Raw genomic sequence first — 18,141 nt, 5'->3', positions numbered from 1 at the left:
GACGCATGGGCATGCATGGCAATGACGATTTCCTCGCCAAGAGAAGGAGTGTAAATCCGCATGGAAATCGTCTGAACCATCATTGCTCACTTGATGGCTAATTGATAGCCTACCAGCTCGCCTGCCTGGTAGTGCTTCCCCCCCCCAGTTCCGAGCACGCTCCAGGATGGATAGGCACACCTCGAAGGAACATTTGCAGCTCAGTCCGGCTGCAAGGAGCGCGTCCATGGATAGAAACGTCGCTGTCATCAACGCCACGCAGCTGGCACTGGTCAACCCGAGCCTCCGGGATCCTGTCGAGTACCGTAAAAGTGGCCTAAGCCTGAACCATATCGTCGGCTGCCCCCTGGACTGCAGCTACTGCGTGAGGCACCTTTTCGGTAACTTCGAGCAGCGCACGCCCCAGGCCTTGATGACCGACGAAGAAGCCTTCAGGCAGTTTGTTTCGCATCGCTTCTTCCAGCCTCATATCACGCCGATTCAGCTCTTCAACCGAGCAACCGATCCGATGCTTCCGGACGTGAAAGGCCATACCCATAACCTGCTGCGACTGCTCGATGAGGCAAGGCTGACCAATAACGTGCTTGTGATCACTCGCTGGCGGGTGACGCCCGAGGACTGCGAGCGCTTCAATTCCCTGACGAACATCAAGCTGACGGTGCTGGTGACTTACTCAGGCATCGAAGACCCGAAGATCGAGCCCATCAAATCTTCGATCGCAGCCAATAGCCTGCGAACGCTGTTCAAGCATGCACGGCGTTACCGGACGTTGCTCTACTGGCGCCCAATTGTCCCTGGGCTCAACGATTCCGAAGAACACATCGCTCGCGCCGCGCAGCTCGCAAAACACGCCCACGCAACGGTGTTCAGCGGGCTGTTTTATCGACAAGAGATTGCCCAGTACTACCAAAGCCAGGGTATTCCCGAGCCTTACACCTCAACCGCCAGACGCAAGCTGCTGCCGCTGGACGAGGAGCAACGGTTGCTGAGCATGTATCAAGCGCACGCTCCAAGCACTCCGATCTTCCGCAAGACCTCATGTGGGGTGGCCTATGCTCACCAGCAGCCCGACTACAACGGCCATTTCGGCATCACCGAGTTATGTGATACCTGCCCTTCCGCTCAATACGCCACATGCCAGGCCGCTTGGAAGAAGCCCGATGAGGCGCTTCTCAGCAGCCTATGCCAGCGGCTGGGCGCTGAGGGTGAACCGGTGGTAACAGAACGCTCCATCATTGTTCGCGGCCTCGATGAACAGCGCCGGTACTTCATGCAGCACACGCTTGGGTACCAGGTGCACGATGCCGACAAGCCACATCACTATGATCGCCATGGACGCGCGGAAGCGCAGAGGAATATCTGATGACTGATACGGAGTTTCAGTGGCCCTCCGAGCCCATCGTAGTCGTCGACGTTGAGGGTAATGGCCACACACCGCCTGACCTCGTGGAGCTGGCTATCGCCTCGTTTCCTGTCGTCGATGGTGATGAGCCTTCAAGCTGGCTCATCAAGCCGCCAAACCCCATCACCTGGCAAGCCAAGCGTGTGCACGGCATCGGCAACACAAAAGTGAAGAGCTCACCTGTTTGGGAAGAGCTGCGGGACAATGTCGAACAACAACTTCAGGGCAAATGGTTCGTCGCGCACAACGCGTCAGTCGACTACGGAGTGATGAAGCGCCATCTTCCCGACTGGGCACCGATTGGAGTGATAGACACCCTGAAGCTATCACGTCATGTGTACCCAGATGCTCAAAGCCACAGCCTCTCCGCGCTGCTGGCTCTGACTGGCCTGGACGCTGAAGTTTCGGGCGAGTTGCATCGCGCCGGGGAGGACGCCCGAGTAACCGCCCTCCTTCTGGGCCGATTGATTCAGGACTCCCTCCTCACTAGCTGGCCAGAAGTCTGCAAGATCGCTCAGCTCAAGATTCAGACCGTGGACGAAACACCCGCACCTGAACAGGGAAGCTTGTGGTGAGTTCGATCGTAATCGGGGTTGCCGGCACGCACTCAACCGGCAAATCCACCTTCTGTGCCGACTTGAGGAAGGTACTAGAGGTGAAGGGGATCCGCGTCCAAGCCATCCCCTCCTTCGGGGCACTTGCCGTTGAGCAAGGCATTCCTCTGCTCACCCAGCACACATACGACTCAACGATGTGGTTCGTCGACCGGACACTTGAGGCGGAGCACGCTGCTTGCGTCAACGCTGATGTTGTGCTGGTTGATCGCCCTGTCATGGATGCAGTGGCGTACTGGAACGCTGCCGTTGAGTACCGAGGCTGCGATTTAGCTGCGCATGAAGTCGAGGCCATTGGGGCCGTAATGATGAATTACAGCCGCAACTACACGACCGTTCTTGCCACGAAGCTGGATCCCTCCATCGCTCTCGGCCCGGGGCGAGACACGGACAGTCGCTACAGAGCATCAGTGGACACCCACCTGCATGCGCTACTTGAGCGGCACTCAATCCATCATCAGGTGCTTACTCCTGCGGCGCGCGAGGCGCTTCTGGCTCAAATCACCGCCGACGTATTCCTGCGCATGGGGTTGGCATGACGTTCACGACACACGGGATGCTGGCCGGAAAGAAGATACGTCGCCTAGGTTTTGGCACCATGCGGCTGACAGGGCCAGGCATCTGGGGGCCGCCTGCTGACGAGCAAAACGCGATCGAGGTCTTGCGCTCAGCGGTGGCATTGGGTGTCCAACACATCGACACCGCCGACGCTTACGGCCCGCACGACGCCGAAAGGTTGATCCGCAAAGCTCTATTTCCCTACGCAGAGGATTTGATCATTGCCACGAAAGGCGGGTTTACCCGCCAGGGCCCGGGGCAATGGACACCGTGCGGTGTGCCGGCCTATCTGCGCCAGTGTGTCGAGATGAGCTTGCGAAGGCTCGGAGTCGAAGCAATTGATCTTTACTACCTGCACAGAGTTGATCCCAACGTACCGATCGCAGATCAGGTCGGGGAGCTGGAGCAGTTGCGCGCAGAGGGCAAGATCAAGGCACTGGGATTGTCCAAAGTGACCGTTGCTCAAATCATCGAGGCAGCAGCGATCGCTCCGATTGCGGCAGTTCAGAATGCCTTTAGCCTTCTGAACACGGAGTCCAAAGACGTGGTGCAGTGGTGTGAGGAAAACAGCATCGCTTTCGTCCCGTATGCCCCGTTGGGGGCCGGAAAATACCTTGAGTCCGAAGATGCGTCGGCGATGTCACGCAGTGCTCTGCGCTGGCTGCTTGAATACTCTCCTGCCATGTTCCCCATCCCAGGCACCTCTAGGATCGAGCACCTGGCAGAAAACATGGGTGCCGACGTTGAGCCGACGAGTTAGTGGTTAATCGGATGCAACTCCCTCACACGAACAGTTCGCCTCTCCAACTCACGAGGATTTTGCATGACCGTTGCTACTCCTGATCCAACAGCTCAAATTGCCTTCTCCATATTTGAGAACAAAGGCGTCTATGCCGTGCTTCTTGGCTCAGGGGTGTCCCGCTCGGCAGGCATACCGACCGGGTGGGAAATCACCCTGGAGTTGGTGAAGCGTTGGGGCATCGCGATGGGTGCGGGAGAGCAGGATGATTGGGTGGCATGGTACGTAGGTCAGACAGGAGAGGAGCCCAATTACTCAACCCTACTCGAACGCCTGGCGACCACCCAGACCGAGCGACGAGCCATCATCCAGGGTTTTCTGGAGCCTAGCGATGAGGAATTGGAAGACGGCTTGAAGTTGCCTACACGTGCCCATCGGGCGATCGCAGCCATGGTCAAAGCGGGACATGTGCGCGTGATCGTTACGACGAACTTCGACCGACTCATGGAGAATGCGCTGCGCGATGTTGGCGTTGAGCCAACAGTGGTCAGCTCTGAAGATACTCTTGCAGGTGCTGAGCCGCTCACCCATGCTTCCTGCTACATCCTGAAGATCCACGGTGATTACAAGGACGCCAGGATCCTCAATACCGATGTAGAACTGGGCGAGTACCCGGCGGCGTTCAATGCGCTGCTTGATCGCATCATCGATGAGTTCGGGCTCATCGTCGCAGGATGGTCAGGTGAGTGGGATCATGCGCTGAGGGCGGCGTTTTTGAGAGCGCCGTCACGTCGCTACCCGACCTACTGGCTATCCCGGGGTCGATTGAGCGAGCGTGGTCAGGAGCTCATCACCCATCGTCGTGCCACGACCGTAACCGGGATGGATGCCGACACCTTCTTCGACGGGCTAAACCTCAAGCTTGAGACTATCCAGCAGTCCCGTCTGCCGAATCCAGCTGGCATCGAGCTCACTCTCGCTATGGCCAAACGCTTTATGGCCAGACCCGAGCACCGGATTCAGCTCGATGACCTAGTAACCAGCCAGGCTCATCAAGCGATCAGTCATCTTGCTCCTCTCTTCGCAGCACGACCTCAGGGCAGTACTTCTAAGGATTTTACCGACCTGGTTGAGATCTACGAAGCCGCTATCGAGCCCCTAGCACGCCTTTGTGCAGTGCTGGGGCGATGGGGTGCAGCTGCAGAGCATACGATCGTTCTGGATACCATTAAGGGCCTGCACGCTGCGTCTCAGGTCGAGCAGTCTGGATGGGTAGCTGGGCTTGCATTGAAGAGTTACCCGTTGGCACTTGTTACCTATGCGTATGGCATGGGGCTTGTGAGGGCCGATCGCCTGGCTGAGCTGAGCGAGCTGTTTAACATGACGCTTATCAACCGGCGCGAAATGCCTTTCCATGTGGGAGTTGATCTATCACCGTTCTACGTGGAGGGAGCTAATGGTCTGTTCGAGTTATGGAAAAGCTTTGAAGACCAAAGTAGAGCTCTCACCCCCTTGTGCAACCGACTCCATGACCTTCTTACGCCTAAATGGGCGCCTGACTTTGCAGGTCTGCACGATCACGGGCTGCTTTACGAACGGTTTGAGTTTTTGAGTTTCCTGTTCTTCTGCGAGCAACGCGGAATCAGTGAAGAATCGCTCGCGGACGCGGTGAAAAACCACGGTTTCAGGAAAATCGCATTGGGTCGGATTTCTTGGCACTCAGAAACGATCCACCGCTTTGCTCACGAGTACGCGACCGAGGAGTACAAGACGCCGGTGATTGCCGCAGGGTTTGCACTCGGATCTGAAAGCTACTTGGAGCTCATGCTCGATGGCCTAAAGCGGCTGTCCAGGTACTAAGCCAGCGCGCCGCTCGACTCCAAAAAATACTCGAATCATATGGGACATGACGTTTGCTGATGAGAAAACAGGAAAAGTTTGGACTCTGGCGGCGGGCAGCCAGGGAGGTCATCTACGCGCTCTTCATCGGGGCATTGCCACTGCTCATCAGTACCTCACCCGAGGAAGTGAGCACTTTGGTCACTGCGTTACTGGCTGCACCAGAGCTCATGGCGTACTACGTGTACCTGCTCATCGCATTCGCGATCGTCAGTGTCTTCACGCTGAGGGTAACGTTCCGATCGCTTCATCTCGTTGGCAAGTCGCGTGAGGTTCATGCGTTTTTCGTCAACGTAGGCGGTAGCCTGCTGACTGCGTGCAGGGCCGCGCTGGGGGCGATGATTGGTTACCTATGCGTATGGTGCTATCGAGCAGTAGAAGACGTGAGCGCAGGAGGCGTGTATGCAGTGGTCAGCTACGCCTCCTTAACCCTCATGTTCTGTATTGGGCTTGCCTGGACAGATGAAACCCTTAGAGACCCGCATGCCGTGAGCAGTTATCGGTGAGAGTGAAATCACCGTCCCCCTGTCGAGCCAGTCAGCGCAGGCTGGTCGAGCCAAGTCATTTGGCACTCAACTTTTGAGATTTTCATGACCAAGAGCCTCTGTCCCTGCAAGCCTGAGTTTCTATTGAACGGCTGCTGCCTGGCCTGCGACGACACCAAAATCAAGAATGCCAACAGAGAGAAAACACTGGATAGCAATCTGCGTCGGCGAATTCCTAGCTGGGAGGATTACCTTAGCTTTGATGGCGCACATTGCCGCCAGCTGTGGGCGAAGCTTGATGATCATTGGCAATGCCCATGCTGTGATCGGACGCGATACGAATTGCTGCGCTGGACGATGCTGTTCCCCAAAAGACCGGATAGACGAGAAGGCTGGGCGGCGGGACTCCATACCCACCATGATCATGGAACCGATCCCTACGCGACCAAACCTCTCCCCGGTCAACCTCGCCGCATCACCTCTTTCGCCCCAGTCATCATCTGCGAACAATGCAACAGTGCTGACGGCACGGCTAAACGACATCTGGGGCTTCCGTCTAGCTTCACCTTCGCGCCTGCGGAGATACGTCAGTTTGCGCGGCCAACGCCACACGGGAAGCACATCATCCGCTACGACTTAGCCCAGATGATCTTCGACCAAGTCACGACCGTTACCCCGTTGCCTGCCCCGTTGTTCTTCAGCTGACGGGTGGAAGAGGTGCATCGCAGTTAGTGTACGAGCCAAGCCCAGACCTGTACTTCTGCGGTGAGCAAACCATATGATCGGAACAGCACCTACCTGAATGGGAGTAACCATTTTGCCGAACGTGTTCTTCTCGTATTGCCATACAGACGAAGCGCTGCGCGACCAGCTCGAAAAACAGCTTTCCATGCTCAAGCGCCAGGGCGTCATTGAGACATGGCACGACCGCAGAATCGGTGCTGGCCAAGAAATCGATGCAGCGATCGATGATCACATCAACAGCGACGAAATCATTCTGTTGCTGGTGAGCCCCGACTTCATCGCTTCCGAATACTGCTACAACATCGAGATGACTCGTGCGATGGAGCGCCATGGAGCGGGAGAAGCGATCGTCATTCCTGTAATTCTTCGCCCGAGCGATTGGCACCACGCGCCGTTCGGCAAACTGCTTGGCACGCCCCAAGATGGTAAGCCCGTGACACTTTGGCCGGATCGTGACGAGGCATTCTTGCAAGTTGCGAAGGAGGTTCGGAAGGCCGCTGAGCGATGCAGCCGTGACCGACCGAATTCTGCTCCAAGGGCCGAGCGCAACGACTTCACTGGCGGTTCAGCGCCCTCCCCTATGGCCCCTGCTGGCCCTAGGTCTAGCAACCTTCGGATGACCAAGACGTATACCCAGCTGGACAAAGATCGCTTCCTGCTCGACAGCTTTGAGTACATCGCTCGCTATTTCGAGAACTCACTGGAGGAGCTTCAAGCACGCAACCCAGGGTACGAAGGAGTGTTCCGTCGCGTGGATGCAAATCGCTTCTCTGCGAGCGTCTATAAGGACGGTCACGACGTTGCGAAGGCGACGGTGTTCACCGGTGGCCAGCTAGGCGCCGGGATCTATTACAGTCATGGCGACTCGTTTGGCGGTGGCTCATACAACGAGGCACTCACCGTAGAGACGGACGACCAATCCATGTACCTGAAGACGTTCGGTATGGCGTTCCACACTCGGCAAGACCAGAAGCTTTCACAAGAAGGCGGCGCCGAAACATTTTGGAGCCTTCTCATCGCACCACTACAGCGCAATCGTTGAGCACTGCTGGACGCGAATGAGCATGAGCACAGGGGCGGCATGACCGCATTTACGCTGACGCCCCTGCTACCTAGAAGTCAGACTCACATAGAAGGCACACAGCATGGAAGTAGTTCTGCTCGCTCACATCACATTCAACCGCATAGGCTCAGCCAGTGGCGGCGGAGGGTTTAGTATTCAGCGTCAGGTCAGATTTTCAGCTGAGGTGACCAGCACCGATCAAAAGGTTATGCGGGAGTTGGTAATCGAAATCGCCGAGTCAAATGGCGAGGCAATGGGGGCTTTAAACGGATTGAGGTACGAGCGAAGCTACGGAGAGGAACTTGTGCTGAACATCCAAGGCCCGAGCACCTCATACAGCACCGCTTATGCCCAATGTCGCATCATCCACGCCCTGAAGGCAAACGGGCAGTACTTTGAGCTTCAGGTGGTCGACGATAGAGAGGTCAAACCCTTTGTCTCTTCTCGGCAGACTACGTAACTCGCATCGAGGGTACAGCCGCGCTTCAGCATCATGCGATCGGGCAGACTGGGCATGACATCTCGTAAACCTTTTTTTTGACTTGTAAAGCACTGCAGTTAACAGTTCAAAAAAAAGGTTTACAGACCAATGCTGTCGAGGCTTTTCGCTTCGGACGCTTAGGTAGCAGTCTCTGTGAGGAACCATACGCATTCACCACCCCTTCAACCCACCTTGCGCAGTCAGGTAGGCCCAGCGCAGGTAAGTACCAGTCATGCAAACCAACACTAAACTAGAGTTCGATTTCGCGAGTCATAGAGTAGTTGAGCCGAGAATCTAAGCCATAGCTTAGTTTCCAAGCAGCGTTTCTAGAGATTTCCATGCTCGGTCTGAACTAGAACCTCAATTACCGGCTCCAAGGTTTCCTGGTCTTTCACGAATTCGATTTCTGACATGCCGGCAAATAGATGCTTAGGCGTCGATAGCCACGCCGCTGCTTTGGCTTTGCCACCAAACATCTCCTGAGCTTTTTGCCACACTATATCGAGACCTTGCATACATCACCCTGCGCTATCCGGCGCTCCATTGGCGTGCTGATATCTTCAGCTCTGAGCCATTTGATAAGAGGTTGACGAACAGTTCGCCGGGTAAGCTGTCAAGAGCACCATGGCTCTAGTCTCAGTGCCCATTACGTCACGGGTGCCGAGGAACGCGCTCAGACCAACTCCTACATTAAAAAAGCTCTACTGCATACAAAATCAGTAGAAACGATAACTCACAAACGAAACATAAAAGTAGTATGTATGCACGAAATCAATCACCCCATCAAATCAAACGAATATCTGGCAAAATATTAACCTTTAGGAAAGTTCATGCTACACTACCCTTTGTTTTTAAGCTAAGAGGCTCGTCCATCATGAGCGAGATTGTAATCCCTTCCGGATGTTCTATAAACTATTTAGCTAACAATATCAATCACAACCAACCATCGAGCTTTAAATTCGAAAAAGACTCCAGCTTCTCCATTGGAGCCGAAGGGTTCTTTATTTCTTGCATCATAGGTTTGGGCCGATCAGGCAATCTAGAGAAGATAAAGATTCATTTATCTAGATCAGACCTTGTAGAATATGGCATTAGAGAGGACTCTTATCTCGCCTCCGCCTGTTTTATCAATATCTGCATGCAAAATCTAGTGATCTTAGACAGGTACGACAAAGATATAACACAGTATCTTTTGGAGATGGTCAGCGCTGCTGTAGACATGGAGTATGGTGCATTCCAGGGGAGCCAGTCATATTCACTCTACGCATTAGATCCTTACTATGAGCATCCTCCAGCTCTCAACCTAGGCTCAGCCGAACCCTCCGAGGAAGACTTTCGGACGCTGCTAGGCCCGAAGATTGAACAGTGCATGGTAGGAACCACAGCTGAGGCCCAGGGAGCACTTGGTAAAATTGTTAACTCAATGAGCCTTTACGTTTTCCTAAAAGAAATTTGGGAAAACACGATTCATCATGCACGGCAGCCTTCAACATCGTTACGATACATGAAAGTATCAAGAGTGATCTACAACAGCATCACAGAAATAAATAATGCAAAGCTACCTGCAGCATTAGACACATATTTAAAAGCAAGATCCACAATAGATGGCGCAAAGAAATATTTAATCATTGACATTGTTGACTCCGGGCATGGCATTTATGAATCTCTGAAAGACACACTCCCCGGGCGTAACAAGATCGAAGTTGTAGAAAGCGCTTTCTACCAGCACAGCACGTCCAAAATTCAGCGTAAGCCTATAAGGCGCGGACTTGGTTTATTTTCAGCAATGGAGTGTGCCCATACGCTGAAGGGCTTAGTCGTCATCACGACTTCCGGCACTCTATGTGCCAACTATGACTATAGCAACGACGCCTTCCTAGACAACATTAAAGTTTTATTCTCTAAAACAGAAGCTGAAACCGACGCACTACCAACATCAATCTCGTTAATTATGCCGGTTTGACTATGATCCCAATAATCTTAAATTGTATTGACATAGTTGGCCCAGCGGACATTGAGCCCCTGCTTGTAACAGCCACCAATTCAGCAAGCGACGCTTACGACAAATGCTACATCCTAGCCAAAAACTTAGACTTGGTCACAGAGATAGACAAAGATAACAACGCGCCCATTCGAAGCAAGTTGATGAACCGCTTAAGCCTCCCATTCCTTGGGATAATAGCTTATAGCACTCAGTTCGAGCGCTACCAGGTCTACCAAGTAACCAAGGATGGTGCATCACTGGTTGATGGCGACTTTGATACCAAAGAGCTAGCTTCCATTGACCTAGATCGACTCCTGAATAAGTATTCTAGCGAAAGCTTTCTTCGCGGGGGCAAGCAGTACCACTTTACAACACCATCGCACAATCACACAGACGCATTCTTCCGACTCGGTGACTCAATTAAGAACAAGGATGATCTCGACAGAGTAGCCTTCTGGCTATTGAAAGCTATTGATCGTTCTGACTATATATTCATCGACTCATGGTCGATTGCAGCACTTCCTCTTCGAGCATTGCAGATCCTCGGCAAAACAACGATCTTTGATGCTCTTCCCGCCCACCCAGCAAGGCAACATAGTGAGTGCAGGTCGGTAATATGCGCCACGACGCCAGCTTTAAAATCGTCGACTAACCCTCTACTGATCGTAAGCGTCGATAGCAGTGGTAGCCTGATCAGTACATTCAAGGACATATTCAGCGCCGCATATCCATCAAAAGAACTTAGCGTGGTCGCTGTATATTCATTCAATGATGGTGACAGCACGATATGCAAGATTGAGCACAATGTCAGACGATTCAATTTCGACAAATGCGAACTCTGCCTCGAGAGAAGCAGCCCAATAGAAATTCATGCAAGCGCATATTACGTCAAGAACCTCACTGACACCGGCATTGTCTTAAGCGAAGACACCGCCAAACTCGGAAAACCATTTTTCGAGAAGTATCATGACCGGCTTGATGACATGATAAAGTTCCATAGAGGCGACTATTTAATAGGCAACAAACATTACGCCTACTACATTGACTACAACGTTTTGTCGAAAACAGAACCCTTTATCGCTGCACTATCAGAAAAGCTATCCTCCTTTCTAACGCCGGACTCTCTCTTCCTTAGTCTAGGCGACAATGAAAGCCTCAATGAAATCGTTACTTCGTTAAAGGCGAAGTATATCTACCTGCCTGAGATCGAATCAGTACTCGAAGAACAAACTGTCCTGGCCTTTGCTGCAGCCGACAAAATCGTCGTATACGACCCAGTTGTCATAAGTGGAAAGCCTTTTGATCAACTGAACAATTTAATCAGAATGACTCCAGCCTTAAACCAGCATGTACGCGACATTACCTTCTTGTCAGGTCTGTACCGCCCACCGTCATCGAAATCTGAAAGCAAATTAAAAAGCATCGTAGCTTACAACGATCTACCAACAAAAAAGAGAAGCCTTCAATACATTGAAATGCTGGTATTACCGGAATCCAATCAGTTGGAGTGCCCTTGGTGTATAGAGCTAGACTCTATAAAAGGCTCTATGAAAATAGGCTTCAAGAACTCTGGACGCTTTTATGAAAGGCTTTCCAAGCTTTCCAATATGCGGGAGGGCTTGTCAGGTGAGCATGCGTTATTTCACATTGATCCGCGCACTGAAGCAGTCAAACTAGGTAGTGGATCTTACCTTGCTCCAGAGCACACGGGAATTTCCGGTGTGGTTCTTGCTGTTGCATCTTCGCTGCAACAGATGAGAAACCATGAGGATGAGAAAAAGCGGCTCTTGCCTGGATTCCCTTATACACAAGTGCTAGGATCCAAGAATTTTAATTATTACTCCGAGGGTCTCATCCGAGCCGCCCTTCTCAGGAACACGTCAGCTATCGAATATGGCGTACTTCAGAAAGAAGAGACCCTGAAGATTCTAATACCGGAGCTTGAAGACCCCCAGCAAGGAAACCTTTTATCCGAATATCTTATTGCTGTCATTTGTGGAAAACTACCCCCCTTCACGTCTCTGAGTGAGAATGTCGGTGCTCAACTCGCAGAACTTAGAGCACAATACCCCAAGCTCATGGCGCTGACCTCAGTAAGAGCAAACACATAGCCATTTCCATTCAATGGCCAGCACTTCCAAAATGTGCTTGATCCCAAGGGGCTGCACCTTATAGCCCCGCCCTATCAGGAATTACATAAAGTTTCAGACTTACACCTCTATGACTGCCGACCATACAGTTTGCAGCACGAGATCGGTAGGCTGGACTTAGCGGAACTGCTGGAACTGGCAGAGAAAACTACTGCTCCACGCCGGCAATGAGCATGCGCTTTTCGCATTGGAAATGAAGGCGCCGCCGGTGCCATGCGCAAAAAAAGCGGACTTTTAGGCCGTTTTTTGTTCAGTCTTCGATCAGGGTTAAGAAGCCCAGGACTCGACTTCATCAGCCCCATACTGGGCCTTCCACTCTTTAAGCAGGCGATGGTTGCCGCCCTTGGTTTCGATGATCTGGCCGTCATGAGGATTCTTGTATTGCTTCAGCTGGCGTGGCCGACGAGTCGATTTCTCAGGGGCACGAGGAGCAGCGACACGGCGGTTGAATTGAGGATCCAGAAGATTAATGACGTCCCGCAGGCCGAAGCCGTACTCAGCCAGTAAAGCACGCAGCTTGGTCTCAAACTCGATTTCTTTCTGCAACTCACTGGAGCCTTTCAGGGCTTCCAACTCAGCCAGCCGGGCTGCTAGTTTTTGCTCAAGTTGACGAAACTCTGCCAAGCGGGACATGAGACCACCTCAATTAATTAACCGAAGACATTATTTGTCACAGGGGGTACATGCTTATATTAATTACCCCGTGATTCGCTTGTCAAAAAAATACGGAAAGCTGCAATGAACAAATCCTTGAAAAGGGAATTCTACGCAGTTTAAAATGAAATTATCATGCATCCCAATAGGTTGAAGCAACCATACTGGAGTTGACTTTTGAAGAGAGGCGATTTAAGGAAGATCTTTGATGCTGAAGAGCTGTCCGCTGAAAAAGAGGCGCTGGATCTGTTGACTAGTTATTACGGAACCATGCAGTTTCTTGAGGCATTTCAGCGGGTGATCTTTGATAGAACAGCGAGGGAGATGTCAGTAAAACAGTTTTATTTGTCTTTTTTGCAAGAATTGGGCTTAATTAATACAATAGATGATATACCTGCCGAATTCACCGGAAGCAATTATAATCCTAATGAAAAGCAAGCGAGTCGAAATTTAAAATATCCGATGGGCCTAGGGGCAATTGCTGCGAATCTTTGGGTCAACTTGGGTCTGGGCAAGGATGTGGCAGCTAGGAGGTTGCCAAGAAAATTTGACCTAGAGACAAAGCAAGCTTGGGGTATTGATAATATCGATATTAGGTATAAGGATTACGACACCCTGGACGTCATGAAGGTCGCGACTCGTTTGAGAAATGCAGTCAGTCATAATAACTTCAAAATTAGAATACCTATTGAAAATATTGGCATCCAAGATGTGAGAGAAAAAGTCCAGATCATGTTTTATGATGCGAAAAATAACAAAGGTGAAGACGAGTTTTTAGCGATTGCCAGCTACGGCGTGATTGAGACCTTCATGAGGAAAATTCATAGTGCAGAGTACGAGTTCCATCATTATCCTCACTTTGAATTTGAGGAGCTGAATTCCGCGACCCTTTTTTCTTACGTGGATGCTTGCTTTAAGCACTTTTGCCGATCTGTAAGAGGGGTTTCATATGAAAATATGGTTCGACTATCTCCCTTAGATGAGTATGAGTGCCTGGTGAATGACGACATTGAACGTCCTCGTTCTGATGTTGTTATGGTTAAGGTCGAATTTTCGGTAAACGGAGTGAGCTGTGATGATCAGGTTTTTTGGATGCCTTATTTGAATTCCTCCCGCCCCGGGCTGTTCGAGTCGGAGGGAATTAGTTATGTCCTTGGTGAAAACCCGCTTGCTTGGCTTTTGTACCACGAGTCGTCCCCTATATATAATTTAAGTAAATTAATATTGAGCATGGCTGATTGTGCTAGGCTCGGTGCGAAAAGCCTTGATACTCGGTGATATTGCGCTGAAACAGTCTCGGAATGCTAATTTCCAATCCGTAAACTCCGCTTTCTCGACTGTTTTCGCATTGCCTGACCTTCTCTAAACACTTTTCACACACCGCATAGCAACGGCACCTCTAGATCAGCGTGCAAAATGCGATAGAAACTGCTCAGCCTGCTTTCAACGCCACCTCCCAATTAAGCCTTCACATCGACATTCTGCGCTCAAAGCGGAACATCACTTCGTCCAACCAATGGCGGTACGCCCCCGGTGTGGCTGGGATCATCAGATTCCGCTCCTCCAGATTCTGCTGAGAGCGGTGCGGCATCGAAATGCTGTTGGTCGCAGTTGCTGGAGGCTCTGCAAAGAGCTTGTGATCAACGCCATACAGGCCAATTTGAAACCACCCCCCCTTCCCTTCGCTCAGCAAGCTGAACGCAGCCTCGGCCCCTTTTCTGACCAAGGAGGGCGACAGGTAGAAGGAGTCCATGACGTTTCGCGAGGTCGACGCATTGGCCAGGGAAATAGAGACCGAGCAGAGCCCGCTTCCATGATGCCGCCACTTAACCTCAGGGGTATCGATCCCCGTCTGCTCGGCAGTGTCGAAGTCTTTGTAGCCGCCTTTGAGCGAACCCAGACCGGCCTGGCAGACCTTCAAGAAGAACGCCTCGTGCTGGGCATGCGCGGAGCGCAACGTGCCAGCAATTTCGGGCTGCGGGAGGAAGGCTACCTCCAGACGGGCCTCGTGATCATAACCACCCCACCGACCATTGCCATTTCTCTGCTGTAAGCGCTGCATGAACTCTTGCTCAGAGATGGCCTTACGGTTCAAGGTCATCTGATTCAAGCCCTGAACAATGGCGTCCGAGAGCTGGTACTGATCGGAGAAGGTCACCCGGAACAGGCCATCAAGGTAGTCCGATACTTCCCAGGAGAATGCCTTCTGACGCTCTTCCATCTCCACGGTTTCGAGGAAAGCCAGGATCGGTTTGCCTGCAGCCTTTGCACGCCGAAACTCTTGCTGGGTCACAGACTCCCCTGTTTTCGTCTGATAGCCAAAATTCGCGCCCAGGATCAGCACGACGACATCAGCCTGGTCGACCTCGGTCATGCACGCATGCTGTGAGGAGCACGGGCGCGCTCCGAAGTCTTCGCACATGACCGGCGTGTGCCCCAGTAAGGTGATGGCTTTCCTAGCTGCTGCTCGGTACTGCTCGAACCCACTGACGACGGAGCTAACAAACACCTTCATTGTGATCCCTCAGAGCTGACGACTTTGGCGGAACCACTGTATGTTCTAACAGGGGTGAATGCCAAGTACCCGACCCAGCAAAATGAACGCTCTCTTCGCCGAGTCGGCCTGTTTTTTCCTCACCATTGGCAGTGATTTCAGCAGGCGTGTCCGTGCTCGATCTGGGTCAGCACCTCAATCACGAGCTCTGAGCATCCCTCGTTTTTCACAAAGTCGATTGCTGTCAGCCCCCCAAACATATGCCTGGGTGTTGACAGCCACACCGCCGCTTTGGCTTTGTCACCAAACACCTGCTCGGCCTTCTGCCACACCACGCCTACATCTTGCATTCGCTACCCCGTTCTGGTCATTTCGCCCGGCGTATTGTCCCGACCGGCCCAGCAATCCCGGCAGGCGCGCTAAAAGCGCATCATCAGCACAGCCCCTAGTATAAGTAAACGTTTACCTTCGCGACCTAATCTCAACGTTCGCGAGCCGCGCCCGGATACGAAAATCACAGTGCACGATACTGAAGGGTCTGGGACTACCCAGTGCCTTGACAGCTTCGAGTGAGTTGCCGCACCATTTCGGCCACAGGTACGACTACAGGTGCCTGAGCCGCCCGCTGGCCAAGTGAGAACACTGTAAGCAAAAATCTGACGAGTTCCCAAAAATTTAGGGCCTGAGCGGGCCAGTGCTCCGAATTGGATTTATGGGGATAGTCATGTCTAACTCTCTTGTTTTCACACAGTCTCTCACCCCTGAGCTTCTGCAGAAAATCAAACGCGAAGCCAAGGTTCTAAAGCGTCAAAGTCAAAAAACTCTGCGACATAGAGCATGTCTGGCCATCGTCGCACGACGCTATGGTTTCGAGTCATGGGAGACTTGCCTGGAATCATTCCAGCAAGCTTTCAAATCGTGGCGTGACCACGGAAGAGACCTCTGCGCAGCAGCACAGGCTGACGATAGCCGGTCGTACTACTTCGTTCAGATGCACGATTACTTTGAGCGCAGCTGGTTTAGCCACTGGGTGGGATGGTCGGACGATGGGTACGAGCTTCGGGTGCCATCCAAGGTTAAACCCGCTTGGTTTATCCGTGCTTTCAGGGAATCCAGGAAGGAAACCCTTTACGTGATCGAGACAGAGGAAGACTACAACCGCTGGACGCTTTTCTGGCATGGGCCAGCATTGGTTGAGTGCGACCTCATGCTTTCAGAGGTGCCGCACTTCTTGAGTCCTGAGCCTTCGTATAACCGCCCCCGTTTAACATAAGTCTCCACGTGATAGAAAGACCTGGACTCTGGATCCGGGTCTTTTTTCCTCGCCAGGCTGACCTGAGCAACTGCGCGAGACGACTATTACCAATGGATCGAACTGAAGCAGTCGGGGGCACGGCATAACATTTCGGCCACGCGCCCTGACCAAAAGGAGACGGCATGCCACTCAGGCTCTAACAGCACTACATATTGCTTTTGACTACCTCATAATCAGCGCTCGATAGGTGTGAGTGTTCGATCATGTGATCAATCATCGTCCTGATGTAGCCATCAAGCTCAGCAAACAATTCTTGGCGCTCACCCCGAGTCTTGACCAATTGCTCAAGCCGCGCTCCCATATGCACGATCCTTGTTCTAAAGCCTATTTCCTCACCGGTCGCCTCATCTTTCTTACCCGTCAGACACTCGAATCTATCCAATATCCGCTTACGCTCTGCAAGGCCCTCAACCATATACCTGGACACCACCGTTTTCACTTTCTTGTATGACTTAAAGTCATCCGGAAAAGCTAAAAACTCTATCAGACTTAACGCTTGAACAAATTTTGAGGTGGCAGACTGGGATTGAAGCATTTGAGAATATAATGACAGCGCATGCATCACAACTTTACCAACCTCGCCATCCTTCGGAAACTGATCCCATTCAGGCTGCCGCAAGTCCAGCCCCAACCCTTTTGTGTTGATTTGACTGAACGCGGCTCCGGCTAATAATACAGAGTCCATCGCGTCAGACTTCACAAGCACTGTCGCAGACATCATCAACCTGGACGCTAACTGCCCTGGCAATGCCGGCTTAGTCTCAGACGCTAGGTGCTCAAGCCTACAACCGAGGTAATTAATGAAGTCATAACACAAGCTATCAACAATCTCGGACACTTTGACGATCATATCCATGTGAGCACCATGATCGCCCAGCCTGAGCTGCTGCCAAGAGAACTTCAAAGGGATCACAAGAAGGGGGTAGTTATCTAGGTGACCAAGCCGCACACCGGAAGCAGAAATCTGATAGGACGCCACTCTATCCAGCTGCCGTTTTTCAAGTTTGAGGCGTTTCAAATCCAGCCTTCCAACTGGGTATATCATCACCCCACGAGGCAAGAATATTGAACGATCAGCGATCAAACGAGACAGCGGAAGGATTGCCAGGTGGCACCCTTGATGAAAATACTCACTGTAAGCAGCCGACAGGTTGCCCTGATCTATCTCGCTGTAGATCGTGTGATCAAACCAATGGCCATGGCCTTCAGAGATAGAAACCTCTATCTCTGAAGGCCTTTCCTTCTTGTAAACCGACTTCACGTACTCAGAAACGCCCAGCCAGCACTCTAGGCATTTTCGCTCACAACCATTCTTATAGTTTATCGGCCAATAGAAATGGTGCTCACTCTGCTCAAAATAGTAACGTATGCTATATTCACTTTTGCACTCGGAGCAGCTTCTTACAAGCTTTGTGTCATAGGGGCTAAAAGTGAGGCCATCAATGGTTATTCTCAAAACAGAACAATCCTATTCAACGCAGCTACAATGCCGCTTAGTATGATCCATGTTCAAACAGGAGATGCTTGGCAACACTGACACCTTGGTTATCCACCAAATA

At 51.8% G+C, this 18,141-nt stretch carries 18 protein-coding genes; 13 read left to right on the top strand and 5 right to left on the bottom strand.

Annotation, left to right across the window (positions count from 1 at the left end; genetic code table 11):
- Positions 1-226: 226 nt before the first annotated feature.
- The 9 genes from PF1751_RS12780 (at position 227) to PF1751_RS12740 (ending at position 7,964) form a co-directional block, all read left to right on the top strand.
- Positions 227-1,363, top strand: a complete 1,137-nt coding sequence (locus PF1751_RS12780) for a radical SAM protein (RefSeq protein ID WP_044287131.1) — start codon at positions 227-229, stop codon at positions 1,361-1,363.
- Positions 1,363-1,977: a 3'-5' exonuclease gene (locus PF1751_RS12775; protein WP_044287130.1), complete on the top strand. Its 615-nt coding sequence runs from the start codon at positions 1,363-1,365 to the stop codon at positions 1,975-1,977. The genes PF1751_RS12780 and PF1751_RS12775 overlap by 1 nt, the downstream gene beginning before the upstream one ends.
- Entirely contained in the window at positions 1,974-2,555 is a 582-nt protein-coding gene (locus PF1751_RS12770; protein ID WP_052806511.1) for an AAA family ATPase, read from the top strand. The genes PF1751_RS12775 and PF1751_RS12770 overlap by 4 nt, the downstream gene beginning before the upstream one ends.
- Positions 2,552-3,334, top strand: coding sequence for an aldo/keto reductase (locus tag PF1751_RS12765; RefSeq protein ID WP_044287129.1), 783 nt, complete (start codon positions 2,552-2,554; stop codon positions 3,332-3,334). Before PF1751_RS12770 ends, PF1751_RS12765 begins: the two co-directional genes overlap by 4 nt.
- A 63-nt stretch (positions 3,335-3,397) precedes the next feature.
- On the top strand, positions 3,398-5,173 hold the full coding sequence (locus PF1751_RS12760) for an SIR2 family protein (RefSeq protein ID WP_044287127.1): 1,776 nt from the start codon (positions 3,398-3,400) through the stop codon (positions 5,171-5,173).
- Positions 5,174-5,232: 59 nt separating this feature from the next.
- On the top strand, positions 5,233-5,718 hold the full coding sequence (locus tag PF1751_RS12755; protein WP_044287126.1) for a hypothetical protein: 486 nt from the start codon (positions 5,233-5,235) through the stop codon (positions 5,716-5,718).
- A gap of 84 nt (positions 5,719-5,802) precedes the next feature.
- Positions 5,803-6,402 (top strand): hypothetical protein, encoded by a 600-nt coding sequence (locus tag PF1751_RS29465; RefSeq protein WP_226994548.1) that lies wholly within the window; start codon positions 5,803-5,805, stop codon positions 6,400-6,402.
- Between the two features lie 112 nt (positions 6,403-6,514).
- On the top strand, positions 6,515-7,483 hold the full coding sequence (locus PF1751_RS12745; protein ID WP_044288129.1) for a toll/interleukin-1 receptor domain-containing protein: 969 nt from the start codon (positions 6,515-6,517) through the stop codon (positions 7,481-7,483).
- A 103-nt stretch (positions 7,484-7,586) separates the two neighbouring features.
- Entirely contained in the window at positions 7,587-7,964 is a 378-nt protein-coding gene (locus PF1751_RS12740; RefSeq protein ID WP_044287124.1) for a hypothetical protein, read from the top strand.
- 347 nt (positions 7,965-8,311) lie between these two features.
- Here PF1751_RS12740 and PF1751_RS12735 read toward each other — a convergent pair whose 3' ends face one another.
- Positions 8,312-8,500: an MbcA/ParS/Xre antitoxin family protein gene (locus tag PF1751_RS12735; RefSeq protein ID WP_044287122.1), complete on the bottom strand. Its 189-nt coding sequence runs from the start codon at positions 8,498-8,500 to the stop codon at positions 8,312-8,314.
- A gap of 359 nt (positions 8,501-8,859) precedes the next feature.
- Between PF1751_RS12735 and PF1751_RS12730 the strand changes: the two genes are divergently transcribed.
- The gene (locus PF1751_RS12730; protein WP_044287121.1) at positions 8,860-9,948 is read left to right on the top strand and encodes a hypothetical protein; all 1,089 of its coding nucleotides are present in this window, start codon (positions 8,860-8,862) and stop codon (positions 9,946-9,948) included.
- A gap of 2 nt (positions 9,949-9,950) precedes the next feature.
- Positions 9,951-12,080, top strand: coding sequence for a hypothetical protein (locus PF1751_RS12725; RefSeq protein ID WP_044287119.1), 2,130 nt, complete (start codon positions 9,951-9,953; stop codon positions 12,078-12,080).
- Between the two features lie 306 nt (positions 12,081-12,386).
- Here PF1751_RS12725 and PF1751_RS12720 read toward each other — a convergent pair whose 3' ends face one another.
- Positions 12,387-12,752 carry a histone-like nucleoid-structuring protein, MvaT/MvaU family gene (locus PF1751_RS12720; RefSeq protein ID WP_044287118.1) on the bottom strand — a complete coding sequence of 122 codons (366 nt, stop codon included), beginning with the start codon at positions 12,750-12,752 and terminating at the stop codon, positions 12,387-12,389.
- A gap of 198 nt (positions 12,753-12,950) precedes the next feature.
- Between PF1751_RS12720 and PF1751_RS12715 the strand changes: the two genes are divergently transcribed.
- Complete coding sequence (locus PF1751_RS12715; RefSeq protein WP_044287116.1) at positions 12,951-14,051, top strand: hypothetical protein; 1,101 nt, start codon at positions 12,951-12,953, stop codon at positions 14,049-14,051.
- Between the two features lie 190 nt (positions 14,052-14,241).
- Here PF1751_RS12715 and PF1751_RS12710 read toward each other — a convergent pair whose 3' ends face one another.
- Both PF1751_RS12710 and PF1751_RS12705 read right to left on the bottom strand, forming a co-directional pair.
- Entirely contained in the window at positions 14,242-15,288 is a 1,047-nt protein-coding gene (locus PF1751_RS12710) for a DUF4062 domain-containing protein (RefSeq protein ID WP_080923204.1), read from the bottom strand.
- Positions 15,289-15,425: 137 nt separating this feature from the next.
- A complete protein-coding gene (locus PF1751_RS12705; protein WP_044287115.1) occupies positions 15,426-15,617 on the bottom strand; it encodes an MbcA/ParS/Xre antitoxin family protein in 192 nt (63 codons plus the stop codon).
- Between the two features lie 374 nt (positions 15,618-15,991).
- Between PF1751_RS12705 and PF1751_RS12700 the strand changes: the two genes are divergently transcribed.
- Positions 15,992-16,540 (top strand): hypothetical protein, encoded by a 549-nt coding sequence (locus PF1751_RS12700; protein ID WP_144407258.1) that lies wholly within the window; start codon positions 15,992-15,994, stop codon positions 16,538-16,540.
- Between the two features lie 187 nt (positions 16,541-16,727).
- Here PF1751_RS12700 and PF1751_RS28045 read toward each other — a convergent pair whose 3' ends face one another.
- Positions 16,728-18,038, bottom strand: coding sequence for a hypothetical protein (locus tag PF1751_RS28045; protein WP_052806510.1), 1,311 nt, complete (start codon positions 18,036-18,038; stop codon positions 16,728-16,730).
- Positions 18,039-18,141: the final 103 nt, after the last annotated feature.

The organism is Pseudomonas simiae, from assembly GCF_000934565.1.
GTDB lineage: Bacteria > Pseudomonadota > Gammaproteobacteria > Pseudomonadales > Pseudomonadaceae > Aquipseudomonas > Aquipseudomonas simiae.
This window is presented reverse-complemented; position numbering and strand designations above follow the sequence as displayed.

Excerpts from the sequence above, each read along its gene's own strand:
- PF1751_RS12780 (WP_044287131.1), top strand. The coding sequence starts at position 227 with ATGGATAGAAACGTCGCTGTCATCAACGCCACGCAGCTGGCACTGGTC.
- PF1751_RS12775 (WP_044287130.1), top strand. The coding sequence starts at position 1,363 with ATGACTGATACGGAGTTTCAGTGGCCCTCCGAGCCCATCGTAGTCGTC.
- PF1751_RS12765 (WP_044287129.1), top strand. The coding sequence starts at position 2,552 with ATGACGTTCACGACACACGGGATGCTGGCCGGAAAGAAGATACGTCGC.
- PF1751_RS12760 (WP_044287127.1), top strand. The coding sequence starts at position 3,398 with ATGACCGTTGCTACTCCTGATCCAACAGCTCAAATTGCCTTCTCCATA.
- PF1751_RS12755 (WP_044287126.1), top strand. The coding sequence starts at position 5,233 with ATGAGAAAACAGGAAAAGTTTGGACTCTGGCGGCGGGCAGCCAGGGAG.
- PF1751_RS29465 (WP_226994548.1), top strand. The coding sequence starts at position 5,803 with ATGACCAAGAGCCTCTGTCCCTGCAAGCCTGAGTTTCTATTGAACGGC.
- PF1751_RS12740 (WP_044287124.1), top strand. The coding sequence starts at position 7,587 with ATGGAAGTAGTTCTGCTCGCTCACATCACATTCAACCGCATAGGCTCA.
- PF1751_RS12735 (WP_044287122.1), bottom strand. The coding sequence starts at position 8,500 with ATGCAAGGTCTCGATATAGTGTGGCAAAAAGCTCAGGAGATGTTTGGT.
- PF1751_RS12730 (WP_044287121.1), top strand. The coding sequence starts at position 8,860 with ATGAGCGAGATTGTAATCCCTTCCGGATGTTCTATAAACTATTTAGCT.
- PF1751_RS12725 (WP_044287119.1), top strand. The coding sequence starts at position 9,951 with ATGATCCCAATAATCTTAAATTGTATTGACATAGTTGGCCCAGCGGAC.
- PF1751_RS12720 (WP_044287118.1), bottom strand. The coding sequence starts at position 12,752 with ATGTCCCGCTTGGCAGAGTTTCGTCAACTTGAGCAAAAACTAGCAGCC.
- PF1751_RS12710 (WP_080923204.1), bottom strand. The coding sequence starts at position 15,288 with ATGAAGGTGTTTGTTAGCTCCGTCGTCAGTGGGTTCGAGCAGTACCGA.
- PF1751_RS12705 (WP_044287115.1), bottom strand. The coding sequence starts at position 15,617 with ATGCAAGATGTAGGCGTGGTGTGGCAGAAGGCCGAGCAGGTGTTTGGT.
- PF1751_RS12700 (WP_144407258.1), top strand. The coding sequence starts at position 15,992 with ATGTCTAACTCTCTTGTTTTCACACAGTCTCTCACCCCTGAGCTTCTG.